Raw genomic sequence first — 22,497 nt, 5'->3', positions numbered from 1 at the left:
ATCATGCCTCGCATCATCGCCTCGCTGGTCGGCGCCGCCTTCGTCTTCGTGCTCGCGATCGCGCTCTTCGGCACCGCCAAGACCGCGATCCAGGACCCGGCGCCAGAAAGCGCCGAGCACGTCTTCCACCTCCATCCGGAGAACATCCACCTGCCGTCGAACGGCTTCTTCGGGAAGTTCGACAGCCAGCAGCTCCAGCGTGGCTTCCAGGTCTACAAGGAGGTCTGCTCGGCCTGCCACAGCCTGAAGTACGTCGCCTTCCGCGACCTCACCAAGATCGGCTATTCCGAGCCCGAGGTGAAGGCGATCGCCAACCAGTGGGTGATCGAGCAGCCGAACATCAACCCGGAGACGGGCGAGCCGGCAACGCGCAAGAACGTGCCGTCGGACCATTTCCCGTCGCCCTTCGCCAATGAGATCGCGGCGCGTGCGGCGAACAACAATGCGCTGCCGCCCGATCTGTCGCTGATGACCAAGGCGCGCGAGGACGGCTCCAACTACGTCCATGCGCTGCTCACCGGCTATCGCGCGCAGCCGGCGGCGCTGGTCAAGGAGTTCCCGGGGTCGAAGACGCCGCAGGGGCTGCATTACAATCCGTATTTCGCGAACCTCAACATCGCGATGCCGCCGCCGCTGACCTCGGACGGTCAGGTGACCTATTCGGACGGCACCAAGGCGACCAAGGACCAGATGGCGCGCGACGTCGCCGCCTTCCTGACCTGGACGGCGGAGCCGAACCTCAATGCGCGCCATGCGGCGGGTGTGGCCGCGGGGATCTTCCTGCTGATCTTCTGCTTCCTCGCCTGGGGCGCGTATCAGAACGTCTGGCGCGACGTGAAGCATTGATCCGGCCCGCCACGGCGAGGTTGGAGAGGGGAGTGCCGCGAGGCGCTCCCCTTTTGTTTTACGGGTCCTCGCTCGCATCCGTCGGTGTGCCGGGAAGGAATGATAGCCGCGCATTGACCCCGCCGATGCATCCCCGCACAGCACGCGGATGAACGACGACCTCAAGGCACTGATCCGCACCATCCCGGACTTCCCCAAGCCCGGCATCCAGTTCCGCGACATCACGACGCTGCTGCTCGACCCCGCCGGCTTCGCGACGACGATCGAGCGGATGGTCGCGGCGACGGTGGGGCCGGTCGATCTCGTCGCGGGAATTGAGGCGCGCGGCTTCCTGTTCGCGGCGGCGCTGGCGCTGCCGCTGAACGCCGGCGTGTTGCTGATCCGCAAGGACGGCAAATTGCCGGGCGCGACGATCGCCGAGGATTATGCGCTGGAATATGGCGAGGACCGGATCGTCATGCACGAGGATGCGCTGGTGCCCGGCCAGCGCGTGCTGCTCGTCGACGACCTTATCGCCACCGGCGGCACCGCGCGCGCCGCGGTGCGGCTGCTGCGCAAGGCGGGGGCGCAACTGACGCAGGCGCAGTTTGTCATCGACCTGCCCGATCTCGGTGGCGCCGACGCGTTGCGCGCGGAGAATATCCAGGTAGATTCGCTGGTTACGTTCGCCGGTCATTAACCGTTCAGCCGGAACCTGCGATGACCTGCCCTCGTTGAGCGACGAGTCGGCGCGTCTTTGCCCTATGCTCGCGCCCGTTTTTTGGGAGAGCAGCATGTTGCTCAAGCGTCTGGCCCTGATCGGCCTCCTCTTCGGTGCCGGGGTCGCGACCTCTGCTTGTACGGATGGCTACGGTTATAGCGGCGTCAACGTCGGCTATGGCAGCGGCGGCTATTACGACGGCGGCTATGGTGGATACGGCGGATATGGCGGTGGCTACGGCGGCTATCCGAGCTACTTCGGCTGGTACGGCGATTATTATTATCCGGGCACCGGCATCTACGTCTACGATCAATATCGCCGGCCGTATCGCTGGAACGACGGCCAGCGCCGCTATTGGGAGCAGCGCCGCAACGGCTGGCGCGGCGACCGCAACTTCCGCAACGACTGGAACGGCTTCGATCGCAACCGTGGGGACGGCTTCCGCGGTGATCGGGGTCCGGGCTTCCGTGGCGACCGCACGCCCGGCGTTCGCGGCGACGGCATCCGCGGGGACGGCTTCCGCGGCGACCGGGGCAATTGGCGCGGCAATCGTCCGACTGTCTCCGGCACGCCGCAAGCTGCGGCACCGCAGGCGGTCGCACCGGCGGGCGGTGGCCAGCCGCGTGGCTGGGGCGGCGGCAATCGCGGCGGCGGCCCGCGCGGCGGTGGTCCGCGTGGCGGCGGCGGCTGGCGCGGGCGGCGGTGATCCCGGCACTGGCGGTCGCTCCGGCGACCGTCAGCGTGCGCGCGTCTCGATCAACCCGTTCGACACGAAGGTCATGACCACCACGTCGTCCTGATTGAGAACCGTCATCCGGCTCTTGTAGATGCCCATCTCCGGCCGGCTCGCCGAGCGGCGTTTCTCGAGCACCTCGGTCTCGCAGCGTAGCCGGTCGCCGGGATAGACCGGCGTCCGCCAGCGCAATTCGTCGATCCCCGGCGAGCCCAGCCCGGCCTGCTCGTTCGCCTTGAGATGCGCGACCAGCATCGCCATCGTCATCGCGCAGGTATGCCAGCCGCTCGCCGACAATCGGCCGAAGTGCGTCGCGGCGGCGGCCTCGTCGGAGAGGTGGAAGGGCTGCGGATCATATTTCTCGGCGAAGGCGATGACCTCCTCGCGCGTCACCGGATAATCGCCGAAGCGCGCCGTCGCGCCGACCTCGATATCCTCGAAATATTGCACCGCATCCTCCTATCGTTTGAGCACCGGTCTAAAGGGTGCGTCGTCGCCGTCCAGACCCACGCCGGCGGGCAGGCCGAGCAGGTCGCGCAGCAGCGGGGCGACGTCGGTATTGTCGAAGCTCGCCAGACGCTTGCCGCCGACGAACGCCGGACCGTTGGCGAGGAACAGCGCCGCCATGTCGGGCGCGCGATTGTCATAGCCGTGCGCGCCGCCGCGGAACGCGGTGGCCGGCGCGGACTTGAGGATCAGCCAGCCCGTCTCGGCGAGGCAGACGTAAGGCGGGATGCGCGGATTGGTGCCGTAGCGAAAGCGCGCCGGCACCGCGCCTTTGCGCCAGCAGGTCATATGCGGGTGCGGCTTGAGCAGCGCGGCTTCCAGCGCCGCCTCGCGGCCGGGGACGGGATAGAAGGTCGCATAGGGGCCGCTTTCGGACAGCAGCCGATAGTCCGCGGGATCGGCGATGCGGTCGAGCGCGATGGTGCGCGCGCTGTCGGTCGCCGCCATGCCGTGATCGGCGACGATGACGAGATTGGCGGGCTGTCGCAGGCCGCGCAGCCCCTGGACCAGCCGGCCGATCTGGACATCGACATCGGCGACCGCCTGCGTCGTCGCGGCGGCCTGCGGTCCGTTGGCGTGGCCGGCGCTGTCGACGGTGTCGAAATAGAGCGTGAGGAAGCGCGGCTGCGTCGCGGCGGGCCGGCGCAGCCAGTCGATCACCGCGTCGACGCGCTGTGCGCCGGTCACCGCCTGGTTGAACTGCTGCCAGTCCTCGGGGCGGGTGGCGTTGGCGACCGCGCCATGGCTGTTGGGAACGATCGTGCCGCCCCAGCCGACGTTGGCACCCGGCCAGAACATCGTCGCGGTCCGCACCCCCGCCTTTTCGGCGGTGACCCAGATCGGCTCGGCGGCGTTCCACCAGAAGGGATCGTCGCTCGCCATGGTGAAGGTCTCACCGGGACGCGCCGGGTCCTCCATCCGGTTGCCGACGATGCCGTGATGGTCGGGGACCTTGCCCGTCACCAACGTCCAGTGATTGGGGAAGGTGACCGACGGGAAGGACGGGCGCATCGCCGCGCTGACGCCGCCCGCCGCGAGCGCCGACAGATTGGGCGTCACCCCGCGGTCGAGATAATCGGGGCGGAAGCCGTCGATCGAGACGAGGATCGTCACCGGCGCGGTCTGCATCCGCGGCAGCGGCGCGGGCGGCAGGCTGGCGGATGCTGGCGACGGCGCCGGCTGCGTCACGGGCGACAAAGCGGGGGGCGGGTAGGGCAAGGCACAGCCGGCAAGCGATAGCGCGGCGGCGGCGAGGGGAATCAGTCTCACAGGCGGATCGTCCCGGACGTGGAGGGCGCGCGTCCTCTACGCGGGACAGGGGTGCTGCCACAACCGAAACTGCGGAGGCCTGTCGCCTATGAGCGTTCGTATGGAGGGGGGCGTGTTTTGAAACCCGCCCCGTCACCCCGGCCTTGCGCCGGGGTCCCGCTCCTTCGGACGGCTGGCAGAAGCGGGATGCCGGATCAGGTCCGGCATGACGGGAATGGGGGAGCCGTTATGCCAACGCAATGTTGCCCTGTCCCGTCGGGGCGGATCGGGGTCAGACGTTGAAGCGGAACAGCAGCACGTCGCCGTCGTGGACGACATATTCCTTGCCTTCTTGGCGCAGCTTGCCGGTGTCGCGGGCGCCGGCCTCGCCCTTGCAGGCGATGTAGTCGGCGAAGGCGATCGTCTCGGCGCGGATGAAGCCGCGCTCGAAATCGGTGTGGATCTCGCCCGCCGCCTGTGGCGCCTTGGCGCCCGCATGGACGGTCCAAGCGCGCGCCTCCTTCGGCCCGACGGTGAAGAAGGTGAGCAGGTTGAGGAGCTTGTAGCCGGCGGTGATGACGCGGGCGAGACCGGTCTCCTGCAAGCCCAACTCGGCGAGGAATTCGGCGCGATCCTCGACCGGCATCGTCGCGATCTCGGCCTCGATCGCGGCGGAGACGACCACTGCCTCGGCGCCCTCGGCCTTGGCCTTCTCGAACACCTTGGCCGACAGCGCGTTGCCGTGCGCCGCGTCGCTTTCGTCGACGTTGCAGACGTAGAGCACCGGCTTGGCGGTGATGAGCTGCGCCTGCGCGAACACGCGCGCCTCCTCGGCATCCTTGGGCTGGGTCAGCCGCGCCGGCTTGCCCTCGCGCAGCAGGTCGAGCGCTTGGCCGAGCACCGCGGCGCCGATCTTGGCCTCCTTGTCGCCCTGCTGCCCCTTCTTGACGAGGTTGGGCACGCGCTTTTCAAGGCTTTCGAGGTCGGAGAGCATCAGCTCGGTCTCGACCGTCTCGGCGTCGGCGATCGGATCGACCTTGCCCTCGACGTGGGTGACGTCGCCGTCTGTGAAGCAGCGCAGCACGTGGACGATCGCGTCGACCTCGCGGATGTTGCCGAGGAACTGGTTGCCGAGCCCTTCGCCCTTCGACGCGCCGCGGACCAGCCCGGCGATGTCGACGAAGGCGAGCTGTGTCTCGATGATCTTCGCCGAGCCGGCGATCTTGGCGAGCTGGTCGAGCCGCGGATCGGGGACGGCGACGTTGCCGACGTTCGGCTCGATCGTGCAGAACGGATAATTGGCCGCCTGCGCCGCTGCCGTTTCGGTCAAAGCGTTGAAGAGGGTGGACTTGCCGACGTTGGGCAGGCCGACGATGCCGCAGCGGAAACCCATGATGCGCTCTATTCTGATGGGGGGAAAGCGCGCGCCTTACCGTCCGCCGCCCGGTTTGACCAGATGGCGGGTAGCCGCGGCAGTTCGTCGCTGGCTTCGGCGCGAGTTAAGAAATAGACCATTTTGAACATGTATCTCGAATGAATGCAGGATGGTGGATCGACATGGGCGGCAGGCCGGCGGCGGACGCGCGACGCGGGAGGCATTGCGACGCGGATCATTGGGGTGATCGGAGCATTGGCTGCGTCGTGGCTGGCGTCGTCCGTCGCAGCCCAGTCGCTGCCGAATGCGGCGGCGGGTGGGGAGGCGCGATGGGCGCTCCAGCCGCTGGCGCTCGGTAGCGAGGTCGAGCACGATGCCCGGCTTACCGGCAACCTGCGGCTGCGCGTTACCACCATCGTCACGGCACCCGGTCCGCGCGAGAAGCGGCATCAACGGCTCGGCACTTCGATGCTCGAGTTCTACCCGGTCGAGGCGAGCGGCTTTCACCTGTCGGCGGGGACGCGGATGTACGATCCGCGCGCCGGCGAGCAAGGAACCGATCGCGGGCTGGTCGGTGCGCCGCGCCAGCGCAACGTGCCCGGCAGCCGCGCCGGTCTGCGGCGGACGCCGACGCTGACGTTCGGCTATACCGGCGCGCTTGCCGATCGCACCCGGATCGGCATCGAGGTCGGCGCGATGATGGGTAGCGCCTATGCCAGCGCGACCGATGCGACGCGTCGGTTGCGCGGCGAGCGCGGCGCGAGCAATCCGGTCAATCCGATGGTGCATCTGGTGGTGGGGCGGCGGTTCTGACGCGGTGCGGTTATCCCCGAAGGGCTCGCCCCAGCAGGAACACGGCGGGGATGCGCGACGCAGCCTTTCTCGGCGGTCGCGAACACGGTAGGCGGCGGTGATGTTGCCGCCTTTGCCTGCCGCCGATCTGCTTCCCGCCTTCGCGCCGTGGTTCGACGTCGCCGGGCTGGCGGTGTTCGCCGTCTCGGGTGCCCTCGCGGCGGCGAAGCGCGGGCAGACCGCGGTGACGCTCGCCTTCTTCGCGCTGATCACCGGGGTCGGCGGCGGCACGGTGCGCGACCTGCTGATCGATGCGCCGGTGTTCTGGGTCCATGATCCCCGCGCGGCGACGGTCTGCCTGCTGATGGCGGCGCTGGTCTGGGTGACGCCGGAGCGGTGGTGGAAGGACGGCGCGCTCGCCTGGTTCGATGCGGTCGGCCTTGCCGCTTATGCGGTCTATGGCGCGGCCAAGGCGATCGGCTACGGCGTGCCGCCGGTGCCGGCGGCGTTGATGGGGGTGGTGACCGCCTGCGTCGGCGGCATCATCCGCGACGTGCTCGCGGGCGAGCCGTCGATCCTGATGCGGCCGGAATTGTACGTCACCGCGGCGGCGCTGTCGTCGGCGCTGTACGTGGCGCTGGGGCTGATCGGACTGGCCGGCGCGCCGGCGGCGATCATCGCCGCGGCGGCGGGGTTCGGCCTGCGCGCCTTCGCGATCCGCTTCCGGCTGGCGCTGCCGGCGTATCGCCGCCGCGACGGCGATGGGCGCGAGGGCGCCTGATCGAGACCGTGTTGGACGACATGGACAAGATGGACACCTTAACGGAAACGATCCGGGGCTATCGTTTCCGTTTTTGCTGTGATCTCGACGATGGCAAAGAGCGCGAGTCGGATCGGTATCAGCGGGGCGGCGAATAGGACAGGGGTGAGACCTCCGCAAAACGGCCCCAGTGCTCCTGCGAAGGCAGGAGCCTAGGAGTACCGATCGGTGTAAGGCGTTGTCTTGCTTGGCCCTGGGCTCCTGCTTTCGCAGGAGCACTGGGTTGCTCCACCAGCGATGCGGACTTTCTTGGATGCCTTGCTTCGTCAGGAGACGGCGTGCCGCTTAGACCCGCCTAGCCGCGCACCACGCCGGTATCGGCGAAGCGCTTCGGTTCGGCCGGCGGCGCGGTAGGTTCGGTCAGCGCGCACTGCCAATAGCCGACGTCGATCCACTGGCCGTGCTTGTGGCCGATCGCGCGGAACACGCCGGCACGGCGGAAGCCGACCTGCTCGTGCAGCGTGATCGAGGCGCTGTTGGGCAGCGCGATGCGCCCGATCGCCTGGGTGAAGCCCTGCGCACGCAGCGTGTCGATCAATCCCTCGTACAGCAGCCGGCCGACGCCTTGGCGCTGCGCGACGTCGGCGACGTAGATGGTCGTCTCCACCGCCCAGCGATAGGCCTCGCGCTCAGAGAAGCGCGTCGCATAGGCATAGCCGAGCACGCCGCCGGTCGCCTCGCCGGTCGTCGCGACGATCCACGGATAGAGGCCGGCGGACGACGCCATCCGCGTCCGCATCGCGCGCGTATCGGGCACCTCGGTCTCGAACGACACCGTGCCGGCGAGCACGTGTGGCGCATAGATCGCCGCGACCGCCGCGGCGTCGTCCGGCGTCGCGGGGCGGAGCGCGATCATCTCACAGCCCGACGCGCGCGAGGATCAGGTCGAGCAGCCGCGCGTCCGACCCGGCGGTGTCGCTCGGCCCGAGGCCGCCGCATTCGAGGCAGCGTGCCTGCACCGACCCCGCGGTGGCGAGCCGCTTGACGTCGCCGAGCGCCTGCGCGAGCAGCCCGCGCCGCTCCGCCGCGATCCGCGCGAAGACGTCGCCGCCCTGCGCAGTCTCGCTCGCGTCGTCGTCGTCCTTGTCGGCGAAGCTGGCGGCGATCTGCGCGGCAAAGCCGGGCGCCTTCTCCAGATATTCGGCGTGGACCTTGGCGGGATCGAGCTTGGCGCGCTTCGCCGCCTCCGCGACCGCGTCCTGCAAGCCGCCGAAGCGATCGACCAGCTTGAGCTGGCGCGCGGTGCCGCCGTCCCAGACGCGGCCCTGCGCGATCTCGTCGACGCGCTGCGGCGTCATCCCGCGCGACTGCGCGACGCGGGCGAGGAACTGGCGATAGCCGTTCTCGATCCCCGCCTGCAGGATGGTGTCGAGCTGCGGCGTGGTGCCGGCATAGACGTCGGGCTGGCCCGACAGCGGCGTCGACTTCACGCCGTCGGCGGTGACGCCGATCTTGGCGAGCGTCTTCTCGAAGGTCGGGATGATGCCGAAGATGCCGATCGAGCCGGTGATCGTCCCCGGCTCGGCGAAGATCACGTCGCCCGGCGTCGATACCCAATAGCCGCCCGACGCGGCGAGCCCGCCCATCGACACGACGACCGGCAGCCCCTTCTTCTTCGCCTCGAGGATGGCGAGCCGGATCCGTTCGGAGGCGAGCACCGAGCCGCCGGGCGAATCGACGCGCACGACCAGCGCCTTGAGGTTCTTCTTGGCGAGGCCGTTGAGGATCAGCTTGGCGATCGTATCGCCATGCGCGCTGCCCGGCCCGCCCTCGCCGTCGACGATGTCGCCGGCGACGGTGATCACGCCGATGTTGTCGCCCGTCTTCGACAGCGGATTGGCGCCGACCCAGGCGTCGTATTTGATCGTGTTGAAGGTGCCGGCCGGCTTGCTGGCGTCGCTGCCGACCAAAGCGGCGACGCGGCGGCCGAAGGCGACGCGGTCGCCGAGCGTGTCGACGAGGTTCGATGCGAGATTGGCCTTGGCGATATCGCCGTTGGCGGCGACGATCATCCGGTCGGGGCTGGCCAGGAACGCGCCGACCTGCGCCTTGGGCCGCGCCTTGGCGATCGCCTCGCGCCACTGGCCGAACAGCGCGCCGAGCAGCTGCTGGCTCGCCTCGCGCGCTTCCGGGCTCTGGTCGGCGCGGGTATAGGGTTCGACGAAGCTCTTGAACTTGCCGACGCGATAGACATGGGTGTTGACCCCGAGCTTGTCGATCAGGCCCTTGTAGTAGAGCTGGCTGCCGCCGGGGCCGGTGAAGATCGTGCCGCCGAGCGGGTTGACCCAGATCTCGCTCGCATTGGCGGCGAGGCGATAGCCGGCGTCGGTGTAAGCGGTGGCGTAGGCGAGCACCGGCTTTTTGGTGTCGCGGAAGCGGCGGATCGCCTCGGCGACCTCGTTGAGCGTCGCCGGATAGCCGCCGCCGAACCGGTCGAGGTCGAGGACGAGCGCCTTGACCCGATCGTCGGTGCGCGCAGCGTCGATCGCGCGCAGCACGTCGCGGGCGCGATACTGGCGCGGCATCGCCTGGCCGGAGAGCGCGGCGAACGGCGCCTGTTCCTCGGGCTGTTCGACGATCGTGCCGTCGAGGTCGAGCACCAGCGCGCCGGGGACGATCGCCTTCGACCCCGGCCGCGCATTGAGCGCCGCGAACAGCAGACCGAAGAACAACAGCATCGCGATCAGGACCAGACCGTCCTTGATCGCCACCAGCAGCTTCCATGCGCCCCGTACCAGCTTCACGCGTCGCTCCTTCTATTCCCGTGCAGCGCTAGAGCAGCGGCGCGTGCCGCGCAACGGTCCGTATTAGGGCGACAATACAGGGGGCGGCAGCCGTCGCATCATGCGCGCTGGGTTGGATCGATATTTGTCGTCCTAGCGCAATGCCTCCCCCGCGAGGGGCAGGGCTATCGCAAATGGCTACGCTGATGAGGTTCGATCCGTTCGATCATCAGATTCGTCACCCCGGACTCGTTCCGGGGTCCACCGAGCCGCGAGAGAATGGTCAAATTAAGCCTCTCTCCTCGCCGCGGGGTGGACCCCGGAACAAGTCCGGGGTGACGGGGTGGGCTTGGTGTTCGGCGGACTCGCACGAACGATTGGCGATAGCCTTCCTCCAGCGGGGGGGATGCCATCTAAATGCCCGTGCCGCGTCTCCGGTCTCCGGGCCGCGCCTATGATACGAGGACTTCCTAGAGGGATCTGCCGTATCCATGAGCACCATCTTTCCCAACAGCATGGCGAAGCTGCGCGACGACGGGACCGGGGACGGCGTCGACGTCGTCATGCGGACGAAGGACCGGCCGGCGCTGCTCGGGCGGGCGCTGGCGAGCGTGGTGAATCAGTGGCATGCGAACTGGCACCTCTATCTGATCAACGACGGCGGCGAGGCCGCGCCCGTCGACGCGCTGGTGCAGGTCTTCGCCGAGCCGCTCGCCGGACGCATCACCGTCATCCACAATCCCGCCAGCCTGGGGATGAGCGCGGCGGCCAATCTCGGTCTGTCGCGCGGAACGTCGGCGTTCGTCGCGACGCATGACGACGACGATTCCTGGGACCCGGCGTTCCTCGCCACCGGCGCCGCCTTCCTGCTCGCGCCCGAGCAGCGCCGGTTCGGCGCGGTGCTCACCAGGTGGAACCGGGTCGAGGAGCGGTTCGACGGGACCACGGTCGAGATCACCGCCGCCGCGGTGCAGGGCTATGACGGTGCGGTCGTCGACTTCCTTGACGTCCTGCGCACGCCGCAGGTCCCGCCGATCGCGCTGCTGTGGCGGCGCAACGTCGCGGCGACGGCGGGTTTCCTGAATTCGCATCTGCCCGTGCTCGACGATTGGGACTTCAACCTGCGCGCGCTGCAACTCGCCGACATCGCCCTGCTGCCCGAGCCGCTCGCCAATTATCACGTCCGCGTGTCGGCGGACGCCGGCGACTACGCCAATACGATCACCGACGGGCTGCCGACGCACCTCCGCTACAACACGCTGTACCGCAACAGCCTGTTGCGCGCCTATCTCGACAAGGACCCGGCGCGGATCGGGCTGGTCGCCGCATTGCTCAAGAACGGCGAATTGGCGCGCCAGCAGATCGAGGCGGTGCAGATCGCCTCTCATCGCGAACTGTCGGGCAACCAGCATCACCTCAACACGCGGCTCGACGGCATCGAGGCCGAGGTGCGCGAGATCAGGGCGCTGCTCGAGAAGATCTGGGGGGCGATCACGCAGACCGCCTGAGCGGGCAGGCGGCGGCTTGCCGCGGCGGCGGTTCGCCGCGATGACGATCGTTCCACGATATCGGAATCCACCTGCTCATGTCGTCCGCCATCCAGCCGCCGCGGTTCGGGTTCGAAGGTCCGGTGAAACGGTCGATGACGATCGCCGGCCATCAGACCTCGATCAGTCTGGAACCGGCGTTCTGGCAGGCGCTGGAAGCGGCGGCGGTCGCGCAGGCGCTGCCGCTGTCGGCGCTGGTCGCGCAGATCGACGTGTTGCGCATCGCCGCCGACGAGCCGCCCAATCTGGCGAGCGCAATCCGCAGCTGGCTGTTCGCTCGGGCACAGATCGAGACGGGTGATCACGATCAGTGAGAATGCCACGCAATACCGTTGACAGTGCGAACGACTCTCAATAGCGAGCCCCCAAGAAAAAAGCAGGGGGTCTCAATGTCCAAATCGTCCGTTTCGTTCCTGGCCTTGTCGTGCGTCGGCGCGTTCCACACGCTGCCCGCTTATGCCGAGGACGCGACGAAACCGACGCCGATCCCGGTCTCCGACCCCGACCAGCGCCGCGATCCCGACGATATCCTGGTCACCGGCGAGCGCGTCCGCCGGACCGACGATCCCAAGGCGGTCGCGCCGCTGATCGACACGCCGCGCTCGATCGTGCTGATTCCCAAGGAGGTGATCCAGCAGACCGGATCGATCAGCCTGCAGGACGCGCTGCGCACCGTGCCGGGGATCACCTTCGGCGCGGCGGAGGGCGGCAATCCGCTCGGCGACCGGCCGTTCATCCGCGGCTTCGATACGCAGGGCAGCATCTATGTCGACGGTGTCCGCGATCTCGGCGCGCAAAGCCGCGAAGTGTTCGCCACCGAGACGATCCAGATCGTCCGCGGCTCGGATTCGACGCTCGGCGGACGTGGCTCTGCGGGCGGCACGATCAACATCATCTCCAAACTGCCGCAGCTCGACGATTTCGGCAGCGTCACCGGCAGCTACGGCAACGCCGACTTCAAGCGCGTCACCGCCGACCTCAACCTCAAGCTCGGCGAGATGGCGGCGTTCCGCATCGAGGGGCTGTGGCACGATCAGGACATTGCCGGTCGCGATGCGCTCTACGCACGTCGCTGGGGCGTCGCGCCGTCGGTGACGCTCGGCCTTGGCACGGCGACGCGGCTGACCGCGAGCTATTATTATCTCGAAAGCCACGAGCTGCCCGATGCGGGCATCCCCTATCTCTATACGATCGGCAACGCCCCGGGGACGGGGACGATCGCGTCGCGGCCGGCGCTCGGCACGATCACAACGCGCGGCGGCCAGACCGGCTATGTCGATCGTTCGGTGTTCTACGGCCTGACCGACCGCGACTTCCGCGACACCAAGACGCATCAGGCAACGCTACGCGCCGAGCATGATTTCGGCGGCATCACGCTGCGCAACACCGCGCGCTTCACCCACACCGATCAGAATTACATCATGTCGATGCCCGACGACAGCCAGGGCAACGTCTATGGCACGACCGCGACGAACCCGACGACGGGTGCGGCAGGGTTGCGCGGCGACCGGACCAGCGGCGGCTATGTGTGGCGGCGCTCGAACACGCGCTTCGGCTATACGGAATCGATCATCAACCAGACCGATCTGTACGGCACGTTCAAGACCGGCAGCATCGAGCATAGTTTCGCCGCGGGGACCGAATTCGCCTGGGAGAAGGCGCGCCGCGGGACCTATGTGCTCGCCAACGGCTCGACCGTGGCGCCGCGCTGCAACAATAGCTCGCTCGCCCGCTACAATTGCACCAGCCTGTTCACGCCCAACCCCAACGATCCCTGGGTGAATTACGTCAACGATACGTCGACGGTGCGGACGCCGATCGTCCGCGGTGCGCTCGCGGCGCAGACGCAGAACGACGCCAATACGCGTGCGGCCTATGCGTTCAATTCGATCACGCTGCTGCCCGAGCTGATCCTCAACCTCGGCCTGCGCTACGACCGCTTCTCGTCGACGACGCGGCTGCCGGGGGCGACGCAATTCCAGATCAAGCGCACCGACGAACTCTTCAACTGGCAGGCGGGGCTCGTCTTCAAGCCGACGCCGGACACCAGCGTCTATGCGAGCTACGCCACCGCGGCGACGCCGCCCAACAGCCTGCTCGGCGAGGGGCGCGAGGACAATGCGCTGCCCACCACGGCACAGACCGCGGCGATCGTCGATCTGCTCAAGCCGCAGAAGACCAAATCCTACGAGGTCGGTGCCAAGGCGACCTTGCTCGGCGAGAAGCTGCTGCTGACCGCGGCGGCGTTCCAGACGCAGATCGACAATGCCCGCGTCACCGGGCCGAACAATACCGTCGAGTTCATCGGTGAATCGCGCATCCGCGGTATCGAGCTGGGCGCGACGGGGACGATCCTGCCGGGCTGGACGGTGTTCGGCGGCTATACGCACCTCGACCCCAAGGTGATCGACGGTGGCTCGACGATCCTCGGCGGCGTCGCGGTCTCCTCGGTCAATACCGGCCGGCAGATGCCGCAGACGACGCGCGACAGCTTCACCGCGACGACCAACGTCACCTTGTGGGACCGGCTCGAGGTCGGCGGCACCGCCATCTATATGGGCAAGCAAATCGCCGGCTATTCGGACGATCGCAGCGCGACGCAGCTCGTCGCGACCAAGCTGCTCGTCCGTCAGGCGCCCGCCTATTGGCGCTTCGATGCGCGCGCGAGCGTCAAGCTGACGCCCAACGTCGATCTCAGCGTCAATGCGCAGAATTTGACCGACAAGGTGTATTACAGCCAGCTCTACACCACCCATTTCGCGCAGGTCGCGGCGGGGCGGACGGTGTTCGGCACGGTCGCCGTGCGCTTCTGATGGCGGCGGTGGCGCTCGCCGCGGACGAGGCCGCGCTGGTGCGGCGTGCGGCCGAGGCGGGCCTGCCCGACGCGCAGGCGATGTTCGGGCAGATGCTGCTCGACGGCAATGGCGTCGCGGCGGACCCCGCCGCGGCGCTCGGCTGGTTCGTCAAGGCGGCGGCGCAGCAGCATCTGATGGCGCTCAACATGGTCGGGCGCTGCTACGACCTCGGCTGGGGCACTACGGTCGACAAGGCGCGCGCGGCGGAATGTTATCGCGTCGCCGCGAAACGCGGGCTCGACTGGGCGATGTACAATTATGCGACGCTGCTCGCGCTCGGCGAGGGCGTTGCGGAGGACAAGGCGGCGGCGATCGACTGGCTCGAACGGGCGGCGGCGCTGGGCAATGTGAAGGCGATGAATTTCGTCGGCAGCTTCGCCGAGGACGGCTGGGTCGCCCCGCGCGATATGGCGAAGGCGGCGAAATGCTACGAACGCGCCGCGGCGGGCGGCGATTTCCGCGGCTGTTTCAACCATGCGCGAATGCTGGCAGACACGGGGCGGATGGACGAAGCCTTACACTGGATCGGCCGCGCCGGCGCGCTCGGCAATGCGCGCTTCGTCGCGCAGGTGCGCGATTGGCTCGCCGCCTGTCCGCATGCCGCGTTGCGCAGCCGCGGTCCGGCGGCGCTGGCGGGGGCGCGCGCATGCTGATCGCGATCCCCGACCTGCTCGATGCGGCGGCGGTGGCGACGCTGCGCGCGACGATCGACGCGGCGGACTGGACCGACGGCAATGCCACCTCGGGCCACCAGTCCGCGCTGGCGAAGCGTAACGAGCAACTGCCCGAGGATAGCGCGGCGGCGCGGGCAGGGGGCGCGATGGTGCTCGACGCGCTCGCCGCGTCGCCGCTGTTCGTCGCGGCGGCGCTGCCCCTCAAGGTGTTTCCGCCGCTGTTCAACCGCTACGGGCCGGGCGCGACCTTCGGCACGCATGTCGACAGTGCGATCCGTATCCGCCGCGGCAGCGACTTTCGTATCCGCTCCGATTTGTCGACGACGCTCTTCCTCAGCGACCCCGCCGATTACGACGGCGGCGAACTGGTGATCGAGGATCAGTTCGGCACGCAGACCGTCAAGCTGCCCGCGGGCCATATGGTCCTCTATCCCGCGTCCAGCCTGCATCGCGTGACGCCGGTGACGCGCGGGGTGCGAGTCGCGTCCTTCTTCTGGATCCAGTCGATGGTCCGCGACGACGGTGCGCGGCGGATGCTGTTCGAGTTAGACGAGGGCGTGCAAGCGGCGACCGCGGCGATGGGCGCGGATGCGCCGGCCGTGGTCAAGCTGACCGGCGTGTACCACAACCTGCTCCGCCGCTGGGCGGAGGTGTAGGGGCGCGCTCCCCCAAGTCCGTCAGCCCCACCTTCGCGGGGATGACATCGTTAATTGTAAGGCGTCCGGCAGATTGACCTCCCCCCGGCACGCATGCGACGCCGCGCCAATGGGTTGGAGCGAGCGATGACGAAACTGGCGTGGCGGAGGACGTGGTTCCAGATCCACAAATGGATCGGCCTGTTGCTGGCGATCCTCATCATCCCGCTGTCGCTGTCCGGTGCGGCGCTCGTCTGGCACGACGCGCTCGACCGGATCGTCCATCCCGCGCGCTATCAGATCAGCGGCGCCACGCTGCGGACGCCCGAGACCTATGCCGCCGCGGCGCAGGCGGCGCTCAAGCCCGGCGAGCGGATCGCCCAGATCACCATGCCGGAGGGCAAGGGGCCGGTGACGGTCGCCGCCGCGCCCGCGACCGTCGACCCCGACCGCCGCGGGCCGCCGCCGCGCATGATGATCTACCTCGATCCGCCGACCGCGCGCGTGCTCGACGTCGCCGAGCGCAACGCCGGGCTGGTGCGCTTCCTGCACGTGCTGCACGGCAGTTTGCAGGTGCCGGGGATCGGCCGGACGATCGTCGGCTGGATCGGCGTCGCGATGATGGTGTCGAGTTTCACCGGGCTGTGGCTGTGGTGGCCGACGGTGGGCGCCTTCACCAAGGGGCTGCGCTGGCGGCGGCATCGCAACACCGACACCAATATCCATCATATGGCAGGCTTCTGGATCGCCTTGCCGCTGTTCGTGCTGTCGCTGACCGGCGCGTGGATCAGCTTCCCGGCGGTGTTCGGCGGCCAGCGCGCGCCGGACCGCGGCGCGCAGCGGGCGGTGCCGCTCGCCGAGCCGGGGCAGCCGCTCGATCTGGTCGTCGCGCGCGCGGCGAGCGTGCGGCGCGGCGCGCTCCGCAGCATCGCCTGGCCGACCAGCGCGACCGCGGACTGGACGGTGACCTATGCCGGCGGCCATGTCGTCAAGGTGGCGGACGACAATGGCGTCGCGGTGGCGGCGCCGGCGCGGCGGCCGGGCGGCCTGGCGCTGACGATGCGCCGCATCCACGACGGCGAGGGGATGGGGATCGTCTGGCAGGTCGTGATCTTCCTAGGCGGCATCGCGCCGGCGGTGCTCGCGGTGACGGGCGTGATCATGTGGTGGCGCGCGCGCGAATGGCGGGCGAAGGTGCGGCGCTCCTAAATTCCTCCCCGGCACGGGGAGGGGGACCAGCGAAGCTGGTGGAGGGGGGCTTCCACATCGCGCAACGCCTGTGGAAGCCCCCCTCCGTCACCGCTGCGCGGTGCCACCTCCCCGTACCGGGGAGGATTTACCGTCCCAGCAGCACCCGTGCCTGACCGGCGATCTGCGCGAGCATCGCCGCATTGGGTTGCGCCGCGTGGCGGGCGCGGTCGATCACCGCCTTGAACTGGCCGACGCGCGCCGCATTCGCCGCAAGCCAGTCGTTCACCGCGCCGCGCGGGTCCGCGCCGCCGCTGCGCGCGAGGAATTCCAGCCGCTGCTGCTGGAACTCGCGCGACAGGCCGGCGAGCAGCAGCCGCTCCCACGGATCGCTCGACACGATCCGCGCCGCGCTCGCCTGCGCCCAGTCGAGGCCGAGTGCCTGGCCGAGATGGGTGAACGCCCGCGTCAGCTCGATCTCGTCGAGGCCGAGCCGCTCGCCGAGCGCCGCCAGCCCGACCGCGCCGTCGAGGTCGAACAGCCGCACGACGCGCCGCGCCAGATCGGCGGGCGCGCCCGCCGCCTCGAGCTGCGCGGCGATGCGCGCGCTCTGCGCGCTCGCCTCTTCGAGCAGCAGCGAGGCGGTCTGGCGTTCGAGCTGGGCGATGCCGGTGCCGAGCCGGTCGAGCACCGCCCCCGGCAACGTCCCCGGCGCCGCGGCGCGCAAGAGATCGGCGATATGCGAGCGCGTCGCCACCGCCACCTCGTTGAACAGCGCTATACGTGCGCCTTCCGAAATGTCGGCGTGCTCGATCTCCGCCCAGAGCGCGTCGAGGCCGAACAGCCGCTCGGCGACCACGAACATCGCCGCGATATCGGCGACCGTGGCGCCTTCCTCCTCGGCCAGCTCGAACGGGAACAGGATGCCGAGCCGGTTGACGATGCGGTTGGCGAGCTTGGTCGCGACGATCTGCGCGCGCAGCCGGTGGTCGTCGATCGCCTGCGCATAATCGCGCCGCATCGCCGCCGGGAAGGCGGCGTGGAGATCGGGCCTGAGCTCGTCGGCCATCGCCAGCGGCGCATGTTCGATGCCGTCCTGCAACGCCAGCTTGGCGGTGGCGAGCAGCACCGCCAGTTCGGGACGGGTCAGGCCATGGCCTTCCTGCCCGCGGCGCAGCAGGTCCTCGTTGCCCGCCAGCCCCTCGACCGCGCGGTCGAGCCGGCCGCTGCCCTCGAAAATCTCGATGACGCGGACATAGCTGGGGATCGCCGCCGCGCCGTCCGCCTCGGCGATCGACAGCGCCAGCGTCTGCAGGCGGTTGTCCTCGAGCACCAGATGCGCGACGTCGTCGGTCATGCTGGCGAGCAGCGCGTTGCGCTCCTCGAAGCCGAGGCGGCCCTCGTTCATCTCGCGGTTGAGCGCGATCTTGATGTTGACCTCGTTATCCGAACAATCGACGCCTGCCGAATTGTCGATGAAGTCGGTGTTGATCCGCCCGCCGCGCGTCGAGAAAGCGATGCGCGCCGCCTGCGTCACGCCGAGATTGGCGCCTTCGCCGATCGCGGTGACGCGCAATTCCTCGGCATTGACGCGCAGACGGTCGTTGGCGGGATCGCCGACCGCGACGTTGTTCTCCGCCGCCGCCTTCACATAGGTGCCGATGCCGCCGAACCAGAGCAGGTCGGCGGGCGCTTTGAGGATCGCCGAGATCAGCGCGGCGGGATCGAGCTGCGTCGCGGTGATGCCGAGCGCCGCCTGCGCCTGCGGCGACAGCTTGATGACCTTCTCGCTGCGCGCCCAGACGCCGCCGCCCTCGCTGATGAGGCCGGCGTCATAATCCGCCCAGCTCGACCGCGGCAGCGCGAACATCCGCGCACGCTCGTCCCAGCTCGCCGCCGGATCCGGATCGGGATCGATGAAGATATGGCGGTGATCGAACGCCGCGACGATCTTGAGCGTCTTCGACAGCAGCATGCCGTTGCCGAAGACGTCGCCCGACATGTCGCCGCAGCCGACGACGGTGATCGGCTGCGTCTGCACGTCCAGCCCGCGCTCGGCGAAATGGCGCTGCACCGACACCCACGCGCCCTTGGCGGTGATGCCCATCGCCTTGTGGTCGTAACCGACGCTGCCGCCGCTGGCGAAGGCGTCGCCCAGCCAGAAGTCGCGCTCCAGCGCCAGCGCATTGGCGACGTCGCTGAATGTCGCGGTGCCCTTGTCGGCAGCGACGACGAAATAGGGGTCCTCGCCGTCGAGCACCTGCACGCCTTGCGGGTGGACGACGCGGCCCTCGACGATATTGTCGGTGATCGACAGCAACGAGCGGATGAAGATCCGGTAGCTCTCGGTCCCCTCCGCCAGCCAGGCGTCGCGATCGACCGCGGGCGAGGGGAGCTGCTTGGGGTAGAAGCCGCCCTTGGCGCCGGTCGGCACGATCACCGCATTCTTGACGCGCTGCGCCTTCATCAGCCCGAGGATTTCGGTGCGGAAGTCGTCGCGCCGGTCCGACCAGCGCAGGCCGCCGCGTGCGACCGGGCCGGCGCGCAGATGGATGCCCTCGACGCGCGGGGAATAGACCCAGACCTCGCGCCACGGCACCGGCGCGGGCAGACCGGGGATGAGATGGCTATCGAGCTTGAAGGCCAGCGCTTCCGCCGCGGCGGGGGCGAAGGCATTGGTGCGCAGGCAGGCGGCGATCAAATTGCGATAGGCGCGCAGGATGCGGTCGTCGTCGATCGCCGACACCGCGTCGAGGCCGCGTTCGATCGCCGCGTCGCAGGCCGCCACGTCGCCCGGCTGCGCGGGGTCATGCGCCGATTTGAAGCGCGCAATCAGCGCCTTGGTCAGTTTCGGCGCGCGACGCAGCGCGTCGACCACCGTGGTCAGGCCATAGGGCAGGCCCGCCTGGCGCAGATAGCGGAACCAGGCGCGCAACAGCACCACCGATCGCGGCGACAGGCCGACGTCGACGATCAGCCGGTTGAACGCGTCATTCTCCGCCGCGCCCTCCAGCGCCGCGGCGATCGCGCCTTCCAGCACCGCCGCGTCGTCCGCATCGTCATTGGCGTCGGTCTCGACGACGAAGTCGTGGACGAAGGTATTGGCATCCTCGCGCAGCCGCGTCGGCAGTTCGCCGATCACGCGGAAGCCGAAATTCTCCAGCACCGGCACCGCGTCGGACAGCGCCAGCGCGCCGCCGAGCTTGTAGATCTTGAGCTGGCGATCCTCGCCCGGCACCGTCGGGAAGATGCGCACCGACCGCGCATCGGGATCGTCGAGCGTCGCGACGCGCAGGATGTCGGCGGCGGCTTCGGCGGGGCTGCTGACGTTGCGGTAATTGGGCGGGAAGGCGTTGGCCCAGCGCAGCGCGAGCCGCGCCGCACGTGCCGCGGGTACGCGCTCGGCGAGCGCCGCCTCGACGTCCGACACCCAGCCGCGCACCATCCGGCGCAGCCGCTCGGCGAGCGGTTCGGTGTCGGGCATGCGGCCGTCGCCGCGCAGGTCGATCGTGTAGCGCAGCAAGGCGACGACGCCGTCGTCGAGGCTGATCGACCAGTTGAGCACGCTGCCGTTCGACGCCTCGGTCAGCATCTGTGCGATCTGCACGCGGCGCGCGGTGGTGAGGTCGTCGCGCGGCAGCCAGGCGAAGGCGAACAGATGCCGCCCAAGCGCCGAGCGCACCAGCACCAGCGCCGGCCGCGGCCGGTCGGCGAGGCTCATCGCGGTCAGCACCACCTCCTCGAGCGCCGGCGCGGGGAAGGCGACGACGAGATCGTGGGGCAAAGCGGTCAGCGCATGGGTCAGCGCCTTGCCGGCATGGCCCTTGGGATCGAAGCCGAACTTCGCCTCGAGCGCCGACAGGCGCGCGCGCAGCACCGGCACGTCGCGCGGGCGGACGCTGAGCGCGGCGCTGGTCCACAGGCCGGCGTGGATCGAGAGGCCGGCCACGGTGCTCCCGTCCATCACCGGCACGATGACGAGATCGAGCGGCACGGCGCGATGCACGGTCGAGATCAGGCTCGACTTGAGCAGCAGCGGCGCCTCATTGCCCTCCTCGAACCATTGGATCGCGAAACTGCGGCTCGCCTCGGCGAGCACCGGCGTCTGGTGCGGATTGCGCGCAAGGCCGAGCGCCTCGCCCGCGCTGCCGTCGCGCCGCCAGATCTGGTGGCCGAGCAAGGTGAACTGGCCGTCGAGGAACCATTGCAGCAGCGCCGCGCCCTCGCCCTGCGGCAGCGCCGCCTCGTCGCGCGCCATCGCGCGCTGGAGCAGCGGCCAGTCGGTCACGGCCGCACGCACGTCGGCGAGCACCGCGGTGAGTTCCTCGATCAGCCCGCGCCGGTCGCGCGCATCGGCGCGTTCCAGCTCGATATAGATCATCGATTCGGGCGCGCCGGCACCGCCGATATCGGTCATCGTGCCGTCGGCGTCGCGCGTCACGCGGACGACGGGGTGGATGACGCGATCGATGTCGAGGTCCAGCTCGCCGATCGCGGCGGCGATCGAATCGACCAGAAAGGGCATGTCGTCGTTGACGATCGCGAGTCGCATCCGTCGCCGCACGTCATCGGAGGCGATCGGTTCGAGCGCGACGGCGGGCTTGCCCGATTCGCGCTTGGCGGCGGTCTGCGCGACGAACGCGGCGGCGGCGGCGCGTTCGGCGTCGCCGAAGCCCGTCAGCTCTCCCGGTAGCGCGCCCTTGGTCAGCCGGGCGGCGAGCGCCTCGGCCATGCTCTGGTTCTGGTCGGCCATGCGTCGCCTATGCTCCTGCAATCCAAGGACCTCAAGGCTTGCCGCAGTGCGAAAATAACGCGTGCGAGCAACTTTATGTGTGGTAGCTTTATAGAACACCAGAGAGGTGGATGGGGGGTTGCTTGATGAGAACGCCGACGATGCTGTGCTGTGCGGCCGCGATCCTCGCGGCGCCCGCGATGGCGAAGGATAAGGGCAGAGACGTCGAGGTACGGGTCGGTGCGCCGCTCGCCCGCGCGGCGTTGCTCAAGCCGGGGACGCAGCGTTACCTGCGCTATGTCGTCAAGGACGGCCACCGCACCGCGATCGACATCTGGTCGCGGACGGTCAGCTTCGAGACGCGCGACGGGCGCCGGCTGGTCCGCGTCGCGCAGCTCTGGACCGGGGCGGGGCCGAACGGCAGCGTCCGCCGCGAGGACAGCCTGATGGAGGCGGGGACGATGCGCCCGATCGAACAGGTCCGCACCATCGTGCGTGACGGCGTGACGAAGACCGCCGCCTATCGCTTCGACGGCGCGCGCGTGACGGGGATCGCCGATCGCGCCGGCAACGACGCCAGGGACTTCGCGATCGCGGGCAGCGCGCCGCTGTTCAATTTCGTGCCCGACAGCGAATGGTTCCAGCAACTGCCGATGGCGGCGGGGATCAGCTTCGTCGCCAGCCTCTACGATCCCGGATCGGGCAAGCCCGATCGCTATCGCTTCACCATCGCCGGTGCGGCGCGGATCGCCGGCCCCGACGGCAAGCCGGTCGACTGCTGGCTGATGACCACCGACTATAACGCGCCCGAGCACGAACTGACGCGGATGTGGTTCGCCAAGCGCACGCAGGTGATGATCCGGCAGGAAGGCGATGCCGGCCCGCGCGGCCATTTCGTCAAGACGTTGCTGCCGCCCGAAGCGGGCGACTAGGCGTCGGGCAGGCGGGCGATGCCGTCGATCGCGTCATTGCCCGCGACGCGCTTGATGACGTCGAGCGTCCCGTCGGCGCGGGCGCGGGCGAGCAGCACGACGAATTCGTCCGCCTCCGCATCGATGGCGACGGTGCCGATCGCCGGCCACGTGCGCCATGCCGCCATCGCGCCGGCGCGGGCCGTGGTGG

General features: G+C 69.1%; 18 protein-coding genes and 1 pseudogene. 12 read left to right on the top strand and 7 right to left on the bottom strand.

From position 1 onward, the window contains the following. Positions 1 to 3 precede the first annotated feature (3 nt). The 3 genes from FFS23_RS15015 (at position 4) to FFS23_RS15005 (ending at position 2,252) form a co-directional block, all read left to right on the top strand. Positions 4 to 846: a cytochrome c1 gene (locus FFS23_RS15015; RefSeq protein ID WP_137899238.1), complete on the top strand. Its 843-nt coding sequence runs from the start codon at positions 4 to 6 to the stop codon at positions 844 to 846. Between the two features lie 148 nt (positions 847 to 994). Continuing rightward, complete coding sequence (locus tag FFS23_RS15010) at positions 995 to 1,525, top strand: adenine phosphoribosyltransferase (protein ID WP_137899237.1); 531 nt, start codon at positions 995 to 997, stop codon at positions 1,523 to 1,525. A 94-nt stretch (positions 1,526 to 1,619) separates the two neighbouring features. Then, on the top strand, positions 1,620 to 2,252 hold the full coding sequence (locus FFS23_RS15005; protein ID WP_137899236.1) for a hypothetical protein: 633 nt from the start codon (positions 1,620 to 1,622) through the stop codon (positions 2,250 to 2,252). A gap of 30 nt (positions 2,253 to 2,282) precedes the next feature. On the opposite strand, the gene FFS23_RS15000 is transcribed toward FFS23_RS15005, so the two are convergent. The 3 genes from FFS23_RS15000 to ychF form a co-directional block, all read right to left on the bottom strand. After that, positions 2,283 to 2,729, bottom strand: coding sequence for a MaoC family dehydratase (locus FFS23_RS15000; RefSeq protein WP_038662051.1), 447 nt, complete (start codon positions 2,727 to 2,729; stop codon positions 2,283 to 2,285). Between the two features lie 9 nt (positions 2,730 to 2,738). Then, entirely contained in the window at positions 2,739 to 4,055 is a 1,317-nt protein-coding gene (locus FFS23_RS14995; RefSeq protein WP_137899235.1) for an alkaline phosphatase family protein, read from the bottom strand. Between the two features lie 271 nt (positions 4,056 to 4,326). Further along, a complete protein-coding gene (gene ychF / locus FFS23_RS14990; protein ID WP_137899234.1) occupies positions 4,327 to 5,427 on the bottom strand; it encodes a redox-regulated ATPase YchF in 1,101 nt (366 codons plus the stop codon). Between the two features lie 225 nt (positions 5,428 to 5,652). On the opposite strand from ychF, the gene FFS23_RS14985 reads away from it, so the two are divergent. Together FFS23_RS14985 and FFS23_RS14980 are read left to right on the top strand one after the other, a co-directional pair. Beyond that, positions 5,653 to 6,222 carry a hypothetical protein gene (locus tag FFS23_RS14985; RefSeq protein ID WP_137899233.1) on the top strand — a complete coding sequence of 190 codons (570 nt, stop codon included), beginning with the start codon at positions 5,653 to 5,655 and terminating at the stop codon, positions 6,220 to 6,222. Positions 6,223 to 6,322: 100 nt separating this feature from the next. After that, on the top strand, positions 6,323 to 6,982 hold the full coding sequence (locus FFS23_RS14980; protein ID WP_137899232.1) for a trimeric intracellular cation channel family protein: 660 nt from the start codon (positions 6,323 to 6,325) through the stop codon (positions 6,980 to 6,982). A gap of 334 nt (positions 6,983 to 7,316) precedes the next feature. Here FFS23_RS14980 and FFS23_RS14975 read toward each other — a convergent pair whose 3' ends face one another. Together FFS23_RS14975 and sppA are read right to left on the bottom strand one after the other, a co-directional pair. Further along, entirely contained in the window at positions 7,317 to 7,877 is a 561-nt protein-coding gene (locus tag FFS23_RS14975) for a GNAT family N-acetyltransferase (protein ID WP_137899231.1), read from the bottom strand. Between the two features lies 1 nt (position 7,878). Beyond that, positions 7,879 to 9,765 (bottom strand): signal peptide peptidase SppA, encoded by a 1,887-nt coding sequence (sppA, locus tag FFS23_RS14970; protein ID WP_038662041.1) that lies wholly within the window; start codon positions 9,763 to 9,765, stop codon positions 7,879 to 7,881. A gap of 470 nt (positions 9,766 to 10,235) precedes the next feature. Between sppA and FFS23_RS14965 the strand changes: the two genes are divergently transcribed. The 6 genes from FFS23_RS14965 to FFS23_RS14940 all read left to right on the top strand — a co-directional run bounded on the left by FFS23_RS14965 (position 10,236) and on the right by FFS23_RS14940 (position 16,664). Then, on the top strand, positions 10,236 to 11,252 hold the full coding sequence (locus tag FFS23_RS14965) for a glycosyltransferase family 2 protein (RefSeq protein WP_137899230.1): 1,017 nt from the start codon (positions 10,236 to 10,238) through the stop codon (positions 11,250 to 11,252). Positions 11,253 to 11,329: 77 nt separating this feature from the next. Further along, positions 11,330 to 11,605, top strand: coding sequence for a ribbon-helix-helix domain-containing protein (locus FFS23_RS14960; protein WP_137899229.1), 276 nt, complete (start codon positions 11,330 to 11,332; stop codon positions 11,603 to 11,605). A 75-nt stretch (positions 11,606 to 11,680) separates the two neighbouring features. Next, the gene (locus tag FFS23_RS14955; RefSeq protein WP_137899228.1) at positions 11,681 to 14,104 is read left to right on the top strand and encodes a TonB-dependent receptor; all 2,424 of its coding nucleotides are present in this window, start codon (positions 11,681 to 11,683) and stop codon (positions 14,102 to 14,104) included. Then, entirely contained in the window at positions 14,104 to 14,799 is a 696-nt protein-coding gene (locus FFS23_RS14950) for a tetratricopeptide repeat protein (RefSeq protein WP_137899227.1), read from the top strand. Before FFS23_RS14955 ends, FFS23_RS14950 begins: the two co-directional genes overlap by 1 nt. Then, positions 14,793 to 15,476 (top strand): Fe2+-dependent dioxygenase, encoded by a 684-nt coding sequence (locus FFS23_RS14945; RefSeq protein ID WP_137899226.1) that lies wholly within the window; start codon positions 14,793 to 14,795, stop codon positions 15,474 to 15,476. The genes FFS23_RS14950 and FFS23_RS14945 overlap by 7 nt, the downstream gene beginning before the upstream one ends. Before the next feature lie 126 nt (positions 15,477 to 15,602). Then, positions 15,603 to 16,664 carry a PepSY-associated TM helix domain-containing protein gene (locus FFS23_RS14940; RefSeq protein ID WP_137899225.1) on the top strand — a complete coding sequence of 354 codons (1,062 nt, stop codon included), beginning with the start codon at positions 15,603 to 15,605 and terminating at the stop codon, positions 16,662 to 16,664. 127 nt (positions 16,665 to 16,791) lie between these two features. Here FFS23_RS14940 and FFS23_RS14935 read toward each other — a convergent pair whose 3' ends face one another. After that, complete coding sequence (locus tag FFS23_RS14935) at positions 16,792 to 21,396, bottom strand: NAD-glutamate dehydrogenase (protein ID WP_137899224.1); 4,605 nt, start codon at positions 21,394 to 21,396, stop codon at positions 16,792 to 16,794. 125 nt (positions 21,397 to 21,521) lie between these two features. On the opposite strand from FFS23_RS14935, the gene FFS23_RS14930 reads away from it, so the two are divergent. Next, complete coding sequence (locus FFS23_RS14930) at positions 21,522 to 22,307, top strand: DUF3108 domain-containing protein (protein WP_137899223.1); 786 nt, start codon at positions 21,522 to 21,524, stop codon at positions 22,305 to 22,307. Here FFS23_RS14930 and FFS23_RS14925 read toward each other — a convergent pair. Then, positions 22,304 to 22,497, bottom strand: a pseudogene (locus tag FFS23_RS14925) (hypothetical protein); the annotation flags it as partial. The gene FFS23_RS14930 and the pseudogene FFS23_RS14925 sit on opposite strands and share 4 nt — an antisense overlap.

Source organism: Sphingomonas sp. 2SG (assembly GCF_005503285.1).
Taxonomy (GTDB): domain Bacteria; phylum Pseudomonadota; class Alphaproteobacteria; order Sphingomonadales; family Sphingomonadaceae; genus Sphingomonas; species Sphingomonas taxi.
This window is presented reverse-complemented; position numbering and strand designations above follow the sequence as displayed.